The 15158-nt window shown below is 31.2% G+C and carries 14 protein-coding genes; 3 read left to right on the top strand and 11 right to left on the bottom strand.

The annotated features are described in order from the left end of the window. Window positions 1-33: 33 nt before the first annotated feature. The 8 genes from V7R38_RS11440 to V7R38_RS11405 form a co-directional block, all read right to left on the bottom strand. Entirely contained in the window at window positions 34-1341 is a 1308-nt protein-coding gene (locus V7R38_RS11440; protein WP_334058547.1) for a DUF819 family protein, read from the bottom strand. After that, entirely contained in the window at window positions 1338-2003 is a 666-nt protein-coding gene (locus V7R38_RS11435) for a DUF2490 domain-containing protein (RefSeq protein ID WP_334058545.1), read from the bottom strand. Before V7R38_RS11435 ends, V7R38_RS11440 begins: the two co-directional genes overlap by 4 nt. Before the next feature lies 1 nt (window position 2004). Further along, window positions 2005-5184 (bottom strand): WD40/YVTN/BNR-like repeat-containing protein, encoded by a 3180-nt coding sequence (locus V7R38_RS11430; RefSeq protein WP_334058543.1) that lies wholly within the window; start codon window positions 5182-5184, stop codon window positions 2005-2007. 102 nt (window positions 5185-5286) lie between these two features. Then, window positions 5287-5451: a hypothetical protein gene (locus tag V7R38_RS11425; protein WP_015479875.1), complete on the bottom strand. Its 165-nt coding sequence runs from the start codon at window positions 5449-5451 to the stop codon at window positions 5287-5289. Between the two features lie 16 nt (window positions 5452-5467). Next, a complete protein-coding gene (locus V7R38_RS11420; protein ID WP_334058542.1) occupies window positions 5468-6379 on the bottom strand; it encodes an alpha/beta hydrolase family protein in 912 nt (303 codons plus the stop codon). Window position 6380: 1 nt separating this feature from the next. Beyond that, entirely contained in the window at window positions 6381-6878 is a 498-nt protein-coding gene (locus V7R38_RS11415; protein WP_334058540.1) for a hypothetical protein, read from the bottom strand. Then, window positions 6879-7037, bottom strand: coding sequence for a DUF4177 domain-containing protein (locus tag V7R38_RS11410; protein WP_015479878.1), 159 nt, complete (start codon window positions 7035-7037; stop codon window positions 6879-6881). It lies immediately after the preceding gene. A gap of 163 nt (window positions 7038-7200) precedes the next feature. Then, the gene (locus tag V7R38_RS11405; protein WP_334058537.1) at window positions 7201-8061 is read right to left on the bottom strand and encodes an SPFH domain-containing protein; all 861 of its coding nucleotides are present in this window, start codon (window positions 8059-8061) and stop codon (window positions 7201-7203) included. 121 nt (window positions 8062-8182) lie between these two features. Between V7R38_RS11405 and V7R38_RS11400 the strand changes: the two genes are divergently transcribed. The 3 genes from V7R38_RS11400 to V7R38_RS11390 all read left to right on the top strand — a co-directional run bounded on the left by V7R38_RS11400 (window position 8183) and on the right by V7R38_RS11390 (window position 10197). Then, entirely contained in the window at window positions 8183-8965 is a 783-nt protein-coding gene (locus tag V7R38_RS11400) for a S1/P1 nuclease (protein WP_334058535.1), read from the top strand. A gap of 83 nt (window positions 8966-9048) precedes the next feature. Then, window positions 9049-9585, top strand: coding sequence for a TlpA disulfide reductase family protein (locus V7R38_RS11395; protein ID WP_334058533.1), 537 nt, complete (start codon window positions 9049-9051; stop codon window positions 9583-9585). Window positions 9586-9588: 3 nt separating this feature from the next. Further along, window positions 9589-10197, top strand: coding sequence for a thioredoxin family protein (locus V7R38_RS11390; RefSeq protein ID WP_334058531.1), 609 nt, complete (start codon window positions 9589-9591; stop codon window positions 10195-10197). A 56-nt stretch (window positions 10198-10253) separates the two neighbouring features. On the opposite strand, the gene V7R38_RS11385 is transcribed toward V7R38_RS11390, so the two are convergent. The 3 genes from V7R38_RS11385 to V7R38_RS11375 form a co-directional block, all read right to left on the bottom strand. After that, window positions 10254-11450, bottom strand: a complete 1197-nt coding sequence (locus tag V7R38_RS11385; protein ID WP_334058529.1) for a hypothetical protein — start codon at window positions 11448-11450, stop codon at window positions 10254-10256. A 77-nt stretch (window positions 11451-11527) separates the two neighbouring features. Continuing rightward, window positions 11528-13306, bottom strand: a complete 1779-nt coding sequence (locus V7R38_RS11380; RefSeq protein ID WP_334058527.1) for an AMP-dependent synthetase/ligase — start codon at window positions 13304-13306, stop codon at window positions 11528-11530. A gap of 76 nt (window positions 13307-13382) precedes the next feature. Continuing rightward, the gene (locus V7R38_RS11375; protein ID WP_334058659.1) at window positions 13383-15146 is read right to left on the bottom strand and encodes an AMP-dependent synthetase/ligase; all 1764 of its coding nucleotides are present in this window, start codon (window positions 15144-15146) and stop codon (window positions 13383-13385) included. Window positions 15147-15158 lie beyond the last annotated feature (12 nt).

Genomic DNA, 15158 nt, shown 5'->3' with positions numbered 1-15158 from the left:
CTTAAATTTACGATTGCAAATATGCTTAATTTTTTATAAAGTTGATGATAATTCCATTAAAATAGTACAAGCAATTGCGCCAATTGTACCAATTGCATAACCAAACACAGCTAGTAATACACCAACTGTTGCTAAAGAAGGATGAAATGCCTGTGCAACAATTGGGGCAGAAGCTGCACCACCAACATTTGCCTGGCTTCCAACTGCCAAAAAGAAGTATGGAGCTTTAATAATTTTAGCTACTATAATTAAAAGTACTGCATGAATGGTCATCCACACTAAGCCAATTACCATTAATCCTGGGTTCTCTAAAGCTTGATTTAAATCCATTTTCATACCAATAGTGGCCACTAAAATGTAAATAAAAACACTACCTAATTTACTAGCACCTGCACCTTCGTAGTTTTTGGCTTTGGTGTACGATAGTAGTATAGCAACAATTGTAGATACGCTTATTAACCAAAAGAAGCTAGAACCTAAGAAAGAGAAAATATTTCTCCATGTTTGCGATTCTATAGAAGCTACAAAATTCGAGAAGAATTCAGCCAGATATTTGGAACAAAAATGACCAAAACCTACAGTTCCAAATCCGATAGCTAGCATTATCATTAAGTCTGTTAAACTTGGATTTCTTTTTACTTTTTCAGAGAAATGAATTACTTTTTGCTTTAAATCTTCAATGGCAGAAGTATCTGCTTTTAACCATTTATCAATTTTGTCTTTTTTACCAATACCTATTAATAAAATAGCCATCCAAACATTGGCAACCACAATATCTACAATTACCATTCCTCCATATTTAGAAGGATTATATTGATAAATTTCTAACATTGCTGTTTGGTTCGCTCCACCACCAATCCAACTTCCTGCTAAAGTTGATAAGCCTCTCCAAACTGCATCAAAATCTGCACCACCAACTGTTTCAGGAGAGAAAATAGAGATTAATAGAATAGCTATAGGACCACCAATAATAATACCTACAGTACCTGTAAAAAACATAATTAATGCTTTAGAACCCAAGTTAAAAATGGCTTTTAAATCTATACTCAAAGTCATTAAAACAAGAGCTGCAGGTAATAAAAATCTACTTGCCACATAATACAATTGAGATTTATTTTTAATGATTTCTCCTACTTCGTTTTCGGTTTCCCATTCAGGAGCTATAACTCTAAAAGTTGTAAAAAGAGCAGGTATAAAATAGGCCATGAATAAACCTGGAACAATTTTATAAAATTTACTCCAAAAGCCAGTTTTGATGTTTTCTGTGTAAAAAACAAAACCTAATGAAAGCATAAGAATACCAAAAACAATGGCATCATTTGTAAAAATTGGTTCTATCATTTTTTATTCTTTAGATGATTTGTGTTTAAAATAATTCCGAATTGTAATCTATGAAAACCCTCATCAGGTAATTTCTGATAAAAATAGCCCAACTTAAGTTTTAGTTGTTGATTAATTTGATGTAAAAATCCTGCACCTGTCCAGTTTTGAACAAATCGTTTTGATTTATCAATATTTAAAAACAGTTCATTAAATGCATAAACAGACCAACTTTTTGTAATAGGATAATTGGCATTCAAATCGTAACGAAACCAGTGACTTGATGTTGAATTAAAAAATCGATGTTCAAAGCGCAAACGATGCCTTAGTTTGATATTGTTAAGTTTGCCTTTTAAGTTTAGGTCTTCGTACAATCTATGCTCTTCTAAATTGTTAGAATAAACCTTAAACTCAGTATTTGTATTAACATAGCTATAACCAACAGTAAAATTTATTTTTGGGTTTATGGTATAATTTATACCTAGTCTATAAATTTCTTGCTGAAATTCTCCTAAAACTTCATAATACCTATAATGAGCCATAGTTATAATAGCAATTTTATCTGCTATTTTATGAGAACCATTATACATGTACCAAGCACCTAGTTGCTGATCTGATTGCTGCGCTTTTGTTAAAGTGGCACTTAAAACAAAAACGCAGAGTAAAACTTTTTTTAAGCTCATTCTAATTGACCGCAAAAATTTTGGTGTCTTTAAATGGAGAAATTTTTATGTTTTCAACAGATTTCTTGTACTCCATCCAATCATTATTAAAGAAAGTATTGGTTTCTGCGACTGCCTTTTTAAATTCTTCTACAAACTGATTCATAAGAACAGTTTCTGTAGAAGTTTGCTCACCAAATCTAGATCTTATATATCTACTTGCTTGCCCAAATCTTTGGTTAACTGTAATTTCCGGATTTCTTGTAATACCTTGTCTTTTGTCAATTTTACCAAGATATAACGCAATTAATTCATCTATCTTCTTATCGATTTCTTTAGATGCTTTAATTTCGTTTTTAAATTTGGTTTTATCCTCTTTTGTTAAATCAGATTTTATTGAAGCAACTGTATTTTTACTTTCAACCAATTGTTTTACAACAGCAGCAATTTTAGCTTGATATTGTTCTAGCTCTTTACTGGCATTGTATTTTTGATTTATTGCTTCATCAGATATTTTTAACCTAGGATCGTATGCCACAATAATATCTTGTTCAGACGTTTCATCACCATAAGTCATTTTTAGTTTATAAACTCCTGGTTTTACAGTAACTCCTCCTGGTTCTCTTGTAGATTTACGAATTCTTCTAGAAGCTCTTGCAACACCTTTTTCACGCAAATACCAAGTCGTTTTATGTATCCCTGATTCTTTAGGAGCTTTAAATTTTAGGGTTCTAATTTTTGTTAATCCATTAAAAACTTCTAGCGTAATTGAGTCCTTCTTTACTTTCGATGTTTTATCTGTTTTTTCGTTTTTACTTTCATCAGTCTTTTTATCATCTATCTTTACGTAGTAAGAAAGTATTGCACCACCTTTTCTGTTTTCTCCTTGGTACATTGCATCTGCACCAAATCTACTTCCTGTAGGCTGTTGGCTGGCACTTTGATAAGCAACTGGAGGTGCAAATAATTGAATGTTCTTATTCAGACTATTTTTATCAGCCATTGCTCTTAAAGGTTTAATATCATCTAAAACCCACGCAGCTCTACCAAAAGTACCAATAACCAAATCATGTTCTCTTGGGTGAATTACCAAATCCTTTACTGGAACTGTAGGAAAACCATTCGTCCATTTTGTCCATTTATCACCTGCATTTAGTGATACATAAAGACCATCATCTGTACCTAAAAATAATAGATTTTTGTTTTCAGGATCTTCTACAATACATAAAGTATAGCTTTGCACGTCATTTTCATCTACAATACGTTCCCAAGTTTTTCCATAGTTTTTAGTTCTGTATGCATAAGGAGTATAGTTGAATCTTCTATAATCATTGGCTACTAACAATGCTTCTCCTTTGTTTTTATTTGATGCTTTTATTTGAGTTATCCAACTAAATTCTGGTAAGCCTTTAATGTTTTTGGCAACATTGGTCCAATTAGCACCACCATCTTTGGTGATATGCACTTGACCATCATCTGTAGCAGCCCATAAAACATCTTTTTCTAAAGAAGTAGGTTCAATTACTAAAATGGTACAGTGATTTTCTGCACCTGTAGCATCCATAGTTAAGCCTCCACTTTCAGATTGCTTTAATTTTTCTGGATTATTTGTAGTTAAGTCTGGTGAAATTACTTCCCAAGTTAAACCTTTATCAGTTGATTTGTGAACAAATTGACTTCCAAAATAAAGCGTGTTATTATCAAAAGGATCCATATTTATAGCTGCATTCCAATTGAAACGTAATTTTATATTTGGATCTTTATGTGTTGGTTTTACTGAATAGTTGTTACCTGTAATATGATCGTATCTTACTACAGATCCTTGCTGACTCATAGACCAACCATATCTTGAATCATCTTTGTCTGGCACTACATCAAAGCCATCTCCAAAAGAAATTTCTTGCCAATAAGAATTTCTAATTCCTTGTGCTTTCCATACATAGGCAGGACCTCTCCAAGAACCATTATCTTGCATTCCTCCATAAACATTATAAGGAAACTCATTATCTACATTTATATGATAGAATTGAGCTACAGGAATATTACCAATAAATCTCCAAGATTTACCACCATCTTTAGTAATATTTAAACCACCATCATTACCATCAATCATGAATTTACCATTGCTTGGGTGAATCCACCATGCATGATGATCTGGATGCACACCATTATCTACACCATAAGCTGGCATTAACTGTTTAAAGTTTTTACCACCATCATTAGATACATTCACATAAGTAAAAACGCTATAAACTCTATTCTCGTTTTGAGGGTCTACGTAAATCTCTGAATAATAAAAAGGTCGGTTACCTATACCAGGTTTGTCATTTACTTTCGTCCATTTAAAGCCACCATCTTCACTTTTATACAAAGCGTTCTTTTTAGCTTCTACTAAGGCATAGATTACTTCTGGATTATTTGGTGCAATAGCTACACCAATTCTTCCTAATTCGCCTTTTGGAAAACCTTCTTTATCTGTAATTTTTTTCCAATTATCTCCTCCATCATGAGTTATGTATAATCCAGAACCTTCACCTCCAGATTTAAAAAACCAAGGATCACGTTTGTGCTCCCACATAGCAGCAATAATTTTATTAGGATTTTTAGGATCCATAATTAAATCTGCAGCACCAGTTTTATCATTGTTGTATAAAATCTGTTTCCAAGTTTTTCCACCATCTGTAGTCTTGTAAACACCACGTTCTTTATGTTCTCCCCAAGGAGAGCCAATAGCACCCACATAAACAATATCTGGATTTGTTGGGTGAATTATAACTCTATGTATGTGTCTGGTTTTTTCTAAACCCATAGCTTGCCATGTTTTACCAGCATCTAAAGATTTGTAAATACCAAAACCACCATTTAAACTATTTCTTGGGTTACCTTCTCCTGTACCAGCCCAAATTACACTAGGGTTAGATTGTTGAATGGCAACTGCTCCTATAGAAGCTGTAAGTTCATTTTCGAAAATTGGCTCCCATTTAATTCCACCAGAAGTAGATTTCCAAATACCACCAGAAGCAGTACCTACATACATAATTTCTGGATTTGACTCTACAACATCTATAGAGGTTACACGACCAGACATACCACCTGGACCAATATTTCTTGGTTTCATGTTTTTAACCAAATCCATTGAGAATTCTTGTGAAAAGAGTAGAGTAGTAGCACTCAAAAATAAAATTGTTAGTAAATTTTTCATTCGGAAAAGTTTGTTGAATTTATTGAATTGGGAACAAGATACAAAATAGAAAACGCTCAATAAAAATTGAGCGTTCATTTTAACAAAATTGAATTTATAAATTTATTCGTCCTTTTTTTTAGGTGCCCTATTTGCGTCTTTTAATGCTTGCATAAGCATCCATTCTATTTGACCATTCGTAGAGCGAAATTCATCAGCAGCCCATTTTTCTATGGCTTTAATCATATCTTCATTAACTCGCAATGCGAAAGCTTTCTTTTTTGCCATTCTATATACTAATTCTTTATTTCTTGATGAATGCTACTATTGTATTTATTAAGTCTTCTGAAATAGGATAATCTGCACTCATATAAGATTTTAAATTGTCCTCATCTTTCTCAATATTCTTTAGTACGTGATTCATGTTTTTAATAATCACCAACCCAGCTTCAGGCTTAGCTTCTTTTAAAGCTTTTGCATCTACTATTGGCACTTGTATATCTTTATCACCATTAATGATGAGTGTAGGTATTTTTACCTTTGTAATTTCTTCAATAGGGTTTAAGGCAATCCATGATGCTAAAAATGGTTGATTTTGTTTTGCAAACAGTGGCATTAAATTAGGATCTACTTCTTTGATTGAGCCAGTTTCTTTTAATTCTTTCACGTATTCTGCTGTTAACTTGCCAAACTCTGCACTTTGTGCACTAATTTGTCTAACTAAAGTTTTATCTATAGTTTCACCTGCACCAGCTATAGAAATATATTTGGCCACATTATCTAAAGAAAGCATCGCAATTAAAGAGCCTTGACTATGGCCTGCCAAAATGATTTCAGAAAAACGATTATCCTCTTTAAAATGATTGATTACTTCTTTTAAATCGCTTACAAAATCTGAGAAATAGATACCATCTTCTTGAATAAATTTTGCATTTTGCGGATTTGAAGTTCGTTTATCATAACTAAAAAAGGCAATTCCTTTTTGTTTGATTTCTTCTCTAAACTGTTGAATATAATTTGGAGTATTTCCATTTCTATTCACACCTCCTGAACCATGTACCCAAATTATTAAAGGTTCATTTACAGAACTATAGCTTAAAGTTCCAGGTAATTGAATGGCCATGTTATTTATAGTAATGTCCTCAGATTTTACTTGACCAAAAAGTGAGGTAATACTATAAATTATTAAGCTGATGATTAGTAAAGTTTGTTTCATTTTATAATTTCTTAGTATAAGTTTCGATAACGCTTGTGGCTTCTTGTTTTTTCTGAGTGCCAATGAGTATTTTTTTTCCAGTTTTCAATTCTAATTGAATGCCAATATCCCCAGAAACATTAATGGCAATTCCTTTAGATTTATTCCATAAAAATCCACCTTTTAAACCCCAGCCTCCATAATCTCCTATAGGATCATATATTCTAACATAAACTTTTTCGATTTCTTGCCAAGTAATTCGTTTTGTTTTAAAGTGAAAAGGGAAAAAGCGATAATGAATGCCAACTTCGTCTATTCTAGTGATTAATTTAAAGAAAAAGATAGGAACAATACTGGCAATTAATACCCCAACTACGCCTAAAAATCCGCCCACAGTAAATTCTGAATTTTCTTTCAAGAATTCTCTAGTGATTAACACCAAGGGCACTACAAGGCTAAAGCCCATAAGTACAATTAGCCAAGTTTGTGTAAAACGTTGTTCTTCTTTAAAAACTTTCATTTATCTATTTTTATCTCTTTCAAAAACGACACTTGTCCATCCTTGAGAAATTTCTACTACTCTCCAACCTTCTCTGGCATATTGATTTAGTATATCTTCAAAATTTTGAAATCTATTTCTAAAACCCAATTTTGGTTGAATTACTCTGTATTCTTTCATTATTTAGTTTTTTTATTTTGAGTGGCATCATATGCAATACCAAGAGCAAGCCCTAAACTTATTCCAATAGCGATATTACCAAATATAACACCAAAGGCTGTACCAATGGCTATACCTATAGCAAGCCCTGAATTACTTTTATTATTTTTCTTATTATCCAGTATTAATGACTTAAGGTTCCTGCATTTACTACAGGAGATGCTTCTTTATCTCCACATAAAATTACTAATAAGTTACTAACCATTGCTGCTTTACGTTCTTCATCTAACTCTACAATATCTTTTTTATTCAGCTCGTCTAAAGCCATTTCTACCATTTCTACAGCACCTTGTACAATTTTATGTCTTGCAGCTACAATAGCAGTTGCTTGTTGTCTTTTTAACATTGCAGATGCTATTTCATTAGCATAAGCCAAATAACCAATTCTAGCTTCTAAAACCTCAATACCAGCAATGGTTAAACGTTCGTCTATTTCTTTTTCTAATGCCTCAGACACTTCATTTACACTAGATCTAAGAGTTATGTCCTCATCATGACCTTCGTCTGCAAAATTATCATAAGGATACATACTAGCTAATTTACGAACAGCTGCATCCGTTTGAACACGAACAAAATTTTCATAATTATCAACATCAAAAGCAGCTTTGTAAGTATTTGTAACTCTCCATACTAAAATTGTAGAAATCATTACAGGGTTACCTAACTTATCATTCACTTTTAAACGCTCACTATCAAAGTTGCTTGCTCTTAAAGATATCTTCTTTTTGGTGTAGAAAGGATTGGCCCAATACAAACCATTTGCTTTTATGGTACCAACGTACTTACCAAAAAGTACTACTACTTTAGAAGTATTTGGGTTTACTAGAATAAAACCAAATAATCCAAAAAAACTTAAAACACTAACAATAATATATAAAGGTTGTTCTTGTTGAATGCCAAGTACTATACTTCCTACAAATAGGGTAAGTACAATTACTAACATTAAATAACCATTTGCTGGCTTAATAATTTTTTCTGCTGTCATGATTGATTTTTTTTTGATATTAAAATGATATCATAAAGATATATAAAAGTTTTCTTATTTACCAAATATTTACGTAATTAATTTTTTACTTTAGCTAAAACTTAATCTAAAAGAGAATAAAATGAATATCAAAGTATTAGCTCTTATTTCTTTATTATTTGTAGCATCAACCCCTAAAGAAGATGTATATTTCTGGGGAAAAACTGGTCATAGAGTTACTGGCAAAATAGCTGAGAAACATTTAACTAAAAAAGCGAAACGAAAAATAGATAAGCTTTTAAAAGGGCAAAGTTTGGCTTTTGTGTCAACTTTTGCAGATGAAATTAAATCAGACAGAGCTTACAGAGCTTATTCTCCTTGGCATTATGTGAATATGGGGTTAACTGAAACTTATGAAAAATCAGCAAAAAATCCGAAAGGAGACTTGGTTACAGGTATTGCAAAGTGTATAGAAGTTCTTGAAGATAATGCTAGCTCAGAAGCAGACAAAAATTTTCATTTAAAAATGTTAGTTCATTTTATAGGAGATTTACATCAACCTCTACATATTGGTCGTAAAGAAGATAAAGGAGGTAATGATGTGCAAGTACAATGGTTTGGTAGAGGTACTAATTTACATAGTGTTTGGGATAGTAAAATGATAGATGATTATCAAATGAGTTATACAGATCTTGCTGATAATGCAGAGGAATTATCTAAAAAACAAATTGAGGTTATAGAGCAAGGTTCTGTGGTAGATTGGGTAAATGAAGTGCATCAAATTACAGATGATGTTTACAATTCAGCAAAAGTTGGAGAAAATTTAAGATATCGATATTCTTATGATCACTTTGCAACCGTAAGACAACAATTACAAAAAGGTGGAATTCGTTTGGCAAAAATTTTAAATGATATTTTTGATTAAAGTTGTCATTACAGAAGTTAAACATCTGTTAATGTAGTTTTTAAATATCGTTAAAGTTTCTGAAATTCTTAATTTTATCCATTATGAAAAAATACCTACTGGTTCTATTATCTATTTTAGCTTTGGTTTCTTGTAAAGAAAATGTTACTTCCAAGAAAGCTTCTGAAGTGTCAAATGTTGAGCCTTCATCACAAATAACTGAGGTTAAAACATATAATTATGCACAACTAAAACCACTTTTAGAAAAGAACGATGAAAAAACATATGTTGTTAACTTTTGGGCAACTTGGTGTGCACCTTGTGTAAAAGAATTACCATATTTCGAAAAGATTAATGAAGAATATAAAGATCAAAATGTTGAGGTAATTTTAGTGAGTTTAGATTTTCCTAAGCAAGTTGAAAAGAAGTTAATTCCGTTTATTAATAGAAAAAAGCTTCAATCTGAAGTAATTCTTCTAGATGATACTAACGAAAATGTATGGATTAATGCTATTGATGAAAGCTGGAGTGGGGCTATACCAGCAACTTTAATTTATAATAAAAAACAAAGGAAGTTTTACGAACAATCTTTTGAATACGAGAATTTAGAAAACGAATTAAAATCATTTTTAAATATATAAACTATGAAAACCATAAAAACAATTTTTGCATTAGTTGCAGTAGTAATGTTGGCAAGTGCGTTTACTTTAAAATCTTCATCTAGTTATAAAGTAGGTGATACTATAGCAGATTTTTCATTAATGAATATTGATGATAAAATGGTCTCTCTATCAGATTATAAAGATGCAAAAGGTTTTATTATTATTTTTACATGCAACACATGTCCTTATTCTGTTGCAAATGAAGACAGAATAATAGCTTTAAATGCAAAGTATGCATCTATAGGGTTTCCTGTAATTGCAATAAATCCTAATGATCCTGATGTAGTACCAGATGATAGTTTTGCAGCAATGAAGGTAAGAGCAGCTCAAAAAGGATTTAAATTTCCTTACTTGCTAGATAAAGGCCAGAAGGTATATCCTAAATTTGGAGCTACAAAAACACCTCATGTTTATATTGTTAGTAAGCCTAAAATGAAAGTAGAGTACATTGGTGCTATCGATGACAGTTCTAGAAATCCAGATGCTGTTAACGAGAAATATGTAGAAAATGCTGTAGATGCTTTACTAGCTGGAAAAAAGATAGAGAAGATTGAAACGAAAGCTATTGGATGTTCAATTAAGACAAAATAAAATATAAGTATTAAATAAAAAAAATCCTTGGTAATTTTACCAAGGATTTTTTTGTGTTATACAGTTTGTCTTTTTGTCACAAAGAATTCGATTAGAGCTCCTTTTGAGCTTTTGTATGGAATAATGGTGGTGCAAACTAAATTAGCATCTAACTTTAAGCCTCTTTTTTTAATATTTCCAGACCAGGTTTTCCCTGCATTTAAGGTATTCCAAATAGTGTCAAATTCTTCTGAACTAATCTCTAAATTAAGTTCAGAAAAAAGTTTATTCATTAGCTCATTGTCAGTCACATTTTCTTTAAAACGAAATAATTCATTTGTATACTTAATTTCCTTTTTAGCCTTTATTACTGAGTTGTTGATGGTATATGTATATTTTTTAAAAGTAGCATCATTGCTTTTTCTTAATTTACGCTCTATATTAAAGCTTAATATGTAAGCATACATAGATACCAAAATTAAAGTTCCTGTAAATACCCCAAAATTTGCATCAAATAAGTCTAAGTAAATTCCAATAAACATCATATTTACTAGAATTGCAGTAAAAAATAGTGTTTTTGGTAAAAGTTCAATTACAGTTTTACTTAAGCCATATCTTGCTTTAACTACGTTTAAATAGAATGATCCATAGTTATACATGGCTAAGAATATAGAAAAAAGGCAAAATAACACAGCTGTATGTATTGCCATTGAGCTAAATAATGTTGTTTTTTCTTCTAAAGGAATTGTAAGAACGTAAGATACAATTGCTAAAATAGATATGGAGAAAATTATAACATTGGCAGCTCTACCAATAAATTGTAGTTTTTTGTTTGCAGTACTAAATCCTAAAAAACCAATACCAATTAGTATACTACATATGGCTGTTGCAGGAGACATCATACCACTATTAACAATAGATAAATTATCTTTTACAAATAAATTATCTATACCCATATTAAGTGTAAAGGCATATTCTAATAAGGTAATTGAGCCAATTAAAATGCTTAGAATAGAAAAAACAACAAAAATGTTTTGAAGTGCTTTTTTATCTGAAAGTATAATTGCAGTATTAATGCTTGCCAAGAAAAAAACCAAAGCAGTGTTAAACTTCATTGTAGCACCTCCTGGTAAAATACTTAACATTTGAAGATTTCCTGTAAACCAAGAAATCATAACCCCAACACTTACAATTAATGCCAGAGAAGTTAATAAAATTTGAAAACCTTTACTTGTGTACTCTTTATGCTCTGAAATGTCTGCAGTATGAAACATATCGCTTGATTTTTAAGTTAGTTGATTTTTTTCAGGGGGTTTTCTACTAATTCTAAATCTGTTATAACTTAAAGGTACTAATTATATATCTTATCGTACAAATCTTTGTAAATGTTTTTTATAACTTCTCTCTTCATTTTCATGGTAGGTGTTAAATGTCCACCATCAATAGACCACTCATCAGGAGTTAATTCAAATCGTTTGATACGTTCCCATTTACCAAAATGCTCATTACACTTGTCAATAGTTCTTTGGTATTTAGCAATAACTTTTTCATTAGATACTAACTCTTCATTATTGCTAAATGAAATTCCTTTACTCTTAGCCCAGTCTGAAAGGTATTCGAAGTTCGGTTGAATAATAGCTGCTGGCATTTTTTCATTTTCACCAACTACCATTACTTGTTCTATTAAAAGAGATTGTTTTAGTTCACCTTCTAATAATGGTGGTATTACATATTTACCTCCAGAAGTTTTGAACATTTCTTTGGTTCTACCCGTTATTTTTAAATAACCTTCACTATCTAACTCACCTTTATCTCCTGTATGAAAATAACCATCTCTTAAAACCTCTGCAGTTTTATCTGGTTGTTTGTAGTAACCTTGCATAACATTAGGTCCTTTAACAAGAATTTCACCATTTCCTGCAATTTTTACTTCAACTCTATTGATTACTTTACCTACAGTACCTACTTTAAAACCTCTTTCTCCACCTTGATTTACAAAGTTTACAGAAATTACAGGCGATGTTTCAGTTAAACCATAACCTTCCATAATAGGCATTTCTGCTGCTGCAAAGATTCTAGTTAATCTTGGTTGTAAAGCAGCACTTCCAGAAACCATTAATTTTAATTCTCCACCTAAGGCTTCTTGCCATTTAGAAAAGATTAATTTTCTAGCCAAACCTAATTGTTTTTCATACCACCAACCATTGGCTCCATAAGGTTCATAACGCAAACCTAGTTTAACAGCCCAGAAAAATAAACTTTTCTTTACTCCAGATAAATCTTCTCCTTTTAGAATAATTTTATCATATATTTTTTCATACAATCTAGGTACAGCTGTCATTACATTAGGCTTAATTTCTTGAGCGTTCTCTGTCAATTTTTCTAAGCTCTCTGCAAAATAAATTTCAGTTCCACAAAGTTGGTATAAATATAAAATCATGCGTTCGAAAACGTGACAAACAGGTAAAAAACTCAAGGCTTTATCTTCGCCCTTTTCTAAAGGCACTCTTTCTTCACTAGTTAATACGTTAGAAACAATATTACTATGAGATAGCATAACACCTTTTGGTCTTCCTGTTGTTCCAGAAGTGTAAATTAGCGTAGCTAAATCTCCAGGCTTTACATCTTTTTTTCTAGCTTCAACTTCTGGTTGATTGCTATCATCTTTTCCTAATTCTAAAACTTCGGTCCAGCTTTTTTCACCCTTAATATCATCAAAAGTATACACCTCTTTTAACTTGGTGTTACCTTTAATTTTATTTAATTTTTCGATAATAGTTTCATCTGAAACAAAACAATAAGTAGCTTCTGAGTGATTTAAAACATACTCATAATCTTCTTTTGAAATTGTTGGATAAATTGGCACAGTTTGCGCACCAAGTTGCAAAGTACCTATATCACAAACATTCCATTCTGTTCTGTTTGTGGTAGATATAATTGCTATTTTTTCGTTAGGATTAATTCCTAATTTTAATAGACCTCTACTAAGTTGATTTGCTTTGTTTATGTACTCTTGGCTGGAAAGTGATTCCCATTTACCATTGTATTTTGTATTTAATGCTTTCTTAAGATTGTACTTTTCTAGTTGAAAATAAGGAAAATCAAAAATCCTCGAAATTTCTGTTGGCATATATTCTAATTTGTATATCGTAAATCTAATGAAATATCCTTGATTTTACAAATAGTTATTTTTTTATAGCTCAAAATTATTGATTGTATATTTTTTGATACAGGTTATTGTATTTATCGCGAATATTATTTCTTTTAATCTTTAAAGTTGGGGTTAACAATCCATCATCTATAGTCCATTCATCAGGTGTTAATTCAAATTTTTTAATTTTTTCCCATTTACCAAATCTGTTATTGTAAAAATCGATTTCTTTTTGAATTCTTGCTATCACCTTTTCATTGCTATGATAGTTTTCAATTTTTAATTGATGACGTTTTGCCCATTCAGCAATAAATTCAAAATTCAGCTGAATAATGGCTGCTGGCATTTTTTCGTTTTCGCCAACTACCATAATTTGTTCTATAAATCGTGATTGTTTAAACTCGCTTTCTAAAACAGCAGGAGCAATATATTTACCACCAGATGTTTTGAACATCTCTTTTTTTCTTCCTGTGATAGATAGAAATCCTTGCTCATCAATTTCACCAATATCACCTGTATGTAAATAATTGTCAATAATGGTTTGATTTGTTAACTCTTTGTTTTTAAAATAACCTTGCATTATGTTATCGCCCTTCATTAAAATTTCACCATCATTAGCAATTTTAACTTCTATACCTTTTAAAGGTTTACCAACAGAACCAATTTTTAATCCCTTGTCTCTTTCATCATTTAAGGTTCCTGCAGGAGAAGATTCTGTCATTCCATAACCTTCAAAAACAGGTATGCCTGCAGCAGTAAAAACTCTAATTAATTTGGGTTGTAAAGGTGCGCTTCCAGAAATCATAAATTGTAAATTATTACCTAGAGCTTCTTTCCATTTTTTAAATATAATTTTCCTTGCTATTTTTAGTTTAAAATGATAGAAAGATCCGTTTAAATGATAGGGCTTATAATTTTCACCCAATTCTAAAGCCCAAAAAAATAAGCTCTTTTTTAAGCCTTTAAGATTACTGCCTTTATCTACTATTTTATCGTAAATTTTTTCTAAAAGTCTTGGAACAACAGCCAAGTAATCTGGTTTTACTTCTTTTATGGTGTCACCAATTTGCTCTATGCTTTCTGCAAAATAGACTTGTACGCTCATGTACAAATTGTAGTAAAAAGCAGATCGTTCAAAAATATGGCAAATAGGCAAGTAGCTTATAATTTTATTATTTCCTCTTTGTAAGTTGAGTCTTTGTTCTATGGCAAAAACAGTAAAAACAATATTTTTATGCGATAACATAACTCCTTTAGGTGTGCCTGTAGTTCCTGATGTGTAAATGATTGTAGCTAAATCATCAGGTTTTATAGATGCTTTTAGTTCATCAATTTTAAGGCGATGATCAGTATTTTTACCTAATTCTAAAAAAGAACTCCAGCCATAATCTGTGGCTAACTCTTCTAATGAAAATACATTTTTTAGCTGAGTTTTATCAATAACAGATTTTACTTTTTCATAAAGTTCGTTGCTAGATACAAAACAATATTTAGAGTCTGAATGGTTTAAAATATAAGCATAATCATTTTCGGAAAGTGTTGCATAAAGAGGTACGTTTTGAGCGCCAATTTGTAAAATACCAATATCTAAAATATGCCAATTAGGATTGTTGTTTTCGGTAATTACAGCAATTTTATCGTTCGGTTTTATGCCTAAGGCTAGCAGTGAGCTACTTGCATTGTTTGCTTGCTGTATAAAGGTTTTGGTAGAAATTGGTTCCCAATCTCCTTTATTTTTAAAGTTTAAGCAATTATCTAAAGGATTGTTCTCTCGTTGATAGTAAGCAAAGTCGAAAATTCGAGTAATAGCATCAGGCATTTCAAAAAAATT

Source organism: Polaribacter sp. P097 (genome assembly GCF_036864555.1).
In the GTDB taxonomy this organism is placed as follows: Bacteria; Bacteroidota; Bacteroidia; order Flavobacteriales; family Flavobacteriaceae; genus Polaribacter.
Note: the sequence above shows the minus strand (reverse complement) of the source record. Positions and strands in the feature narration are given on the sequence as shown.

Excerpts from the sequence above, each read along its gene's own strand:
- V7R38_RS11410 (WP_015479878.1), bottom strand. The coding sequence starts at position 7,037 with ATGAAAGAATACAGAGTAATTCAACCAAAATTGGGTTTTAGAAATAGA.
- V7R38_RS11395 (WP_334058533.1), top strand. The coding sequence starts at position 9,049 with ATGAAAAAATACCTACTGGTTCTATTATCTATTTTAGCTTTGGTTTCT.
- V7R38_RS11400 (WP_334058535.1), top strand. The coding sequence starts at position 8,183 with ATGAATATCAAAGTATTAGCTCTTATTTCTTTATTATTTGTAGCATCA.
- V7R38_RS11430 (WP_334058543.1), bottom strand. The coding sequence starts at position 5,184 with ATGAAAAATTTACTAACAATTTTATTTTTGAGTGCTACTACTCTACTC.
- V7R38_RS11380 (WP_334058527.1), bottom strand. The coding sequence starts at position 13,306 with ATGCCAACAGAAATTTCGAGGATTTTTGATTTTCCTTATTTTCAACTA.
- V7R38_RS11440 (WP_334058547.1), bottom strand. The coding sequence starts at position 1,341 with ATGATAGAACCAATTTTTACAAATGATGCCATTGTTTTTGGTATTCTT.
- V7R38_RS11420 (WP_334058542.1), bottom strand. The coding sequence starts at position 6,379 with ATGAAACAAACTTTACTAATCATCAGCTTAATAATTTATAGTATTACC.
- V7R38_RS11405 (WP_334058537.1), bottom strand. The coding sequence starts at position 8,061 with ATGACAGCAGAAAAAATTATTAAGCCAGCAAATGGTTATTTAATGTTA.
- V7R38_RS11385 (WP_334058529.1), bottom strand. The coding sequence starts at position 11,450 with ATGTTTCATACTGCAGACATTTCAGAGCATAAAGAGTACACAAGTAAA.
- V7R38_RS11415 (WP_334058540.1), bottom strand. The coding sequence starts at position 6,878 with ATGAAAGTTTTTAAAGAAGAACAACGTTTTACACAAACTTGGCTAATT.
- V7R38_RS11390 (WP_334058531.1), top strand. The coding sequence starts at position 9,589 with ATGAAAACCATAAAAACAATTTTTGCATTAGTTGCAGTAGTAATGTTG.
- V7R38_RS11435 (WP_334058545.1), bottom strand. The coding sequence starts at position 2,003 with ATGAGCTTAAAAAAAGTTTTACTCTGCGTTTTTGTTTTAAGTGCCACT.
- V7R38_RS11425 (WP_015479875.1), bottom strand. The coding sequence starts at position 5,451 with ATGGCAAAAAAGAAAGCTTTCGCATTGCGAGTTAATGAAGATATGATT.
- V7R38_RS11375 (WP_334058659.1), bottom strand. The coding sequence starts at position 15,146 with ATGCCTGATGCTATTACTCGAATTTTCGACTTTGCTTACTATCAACGA.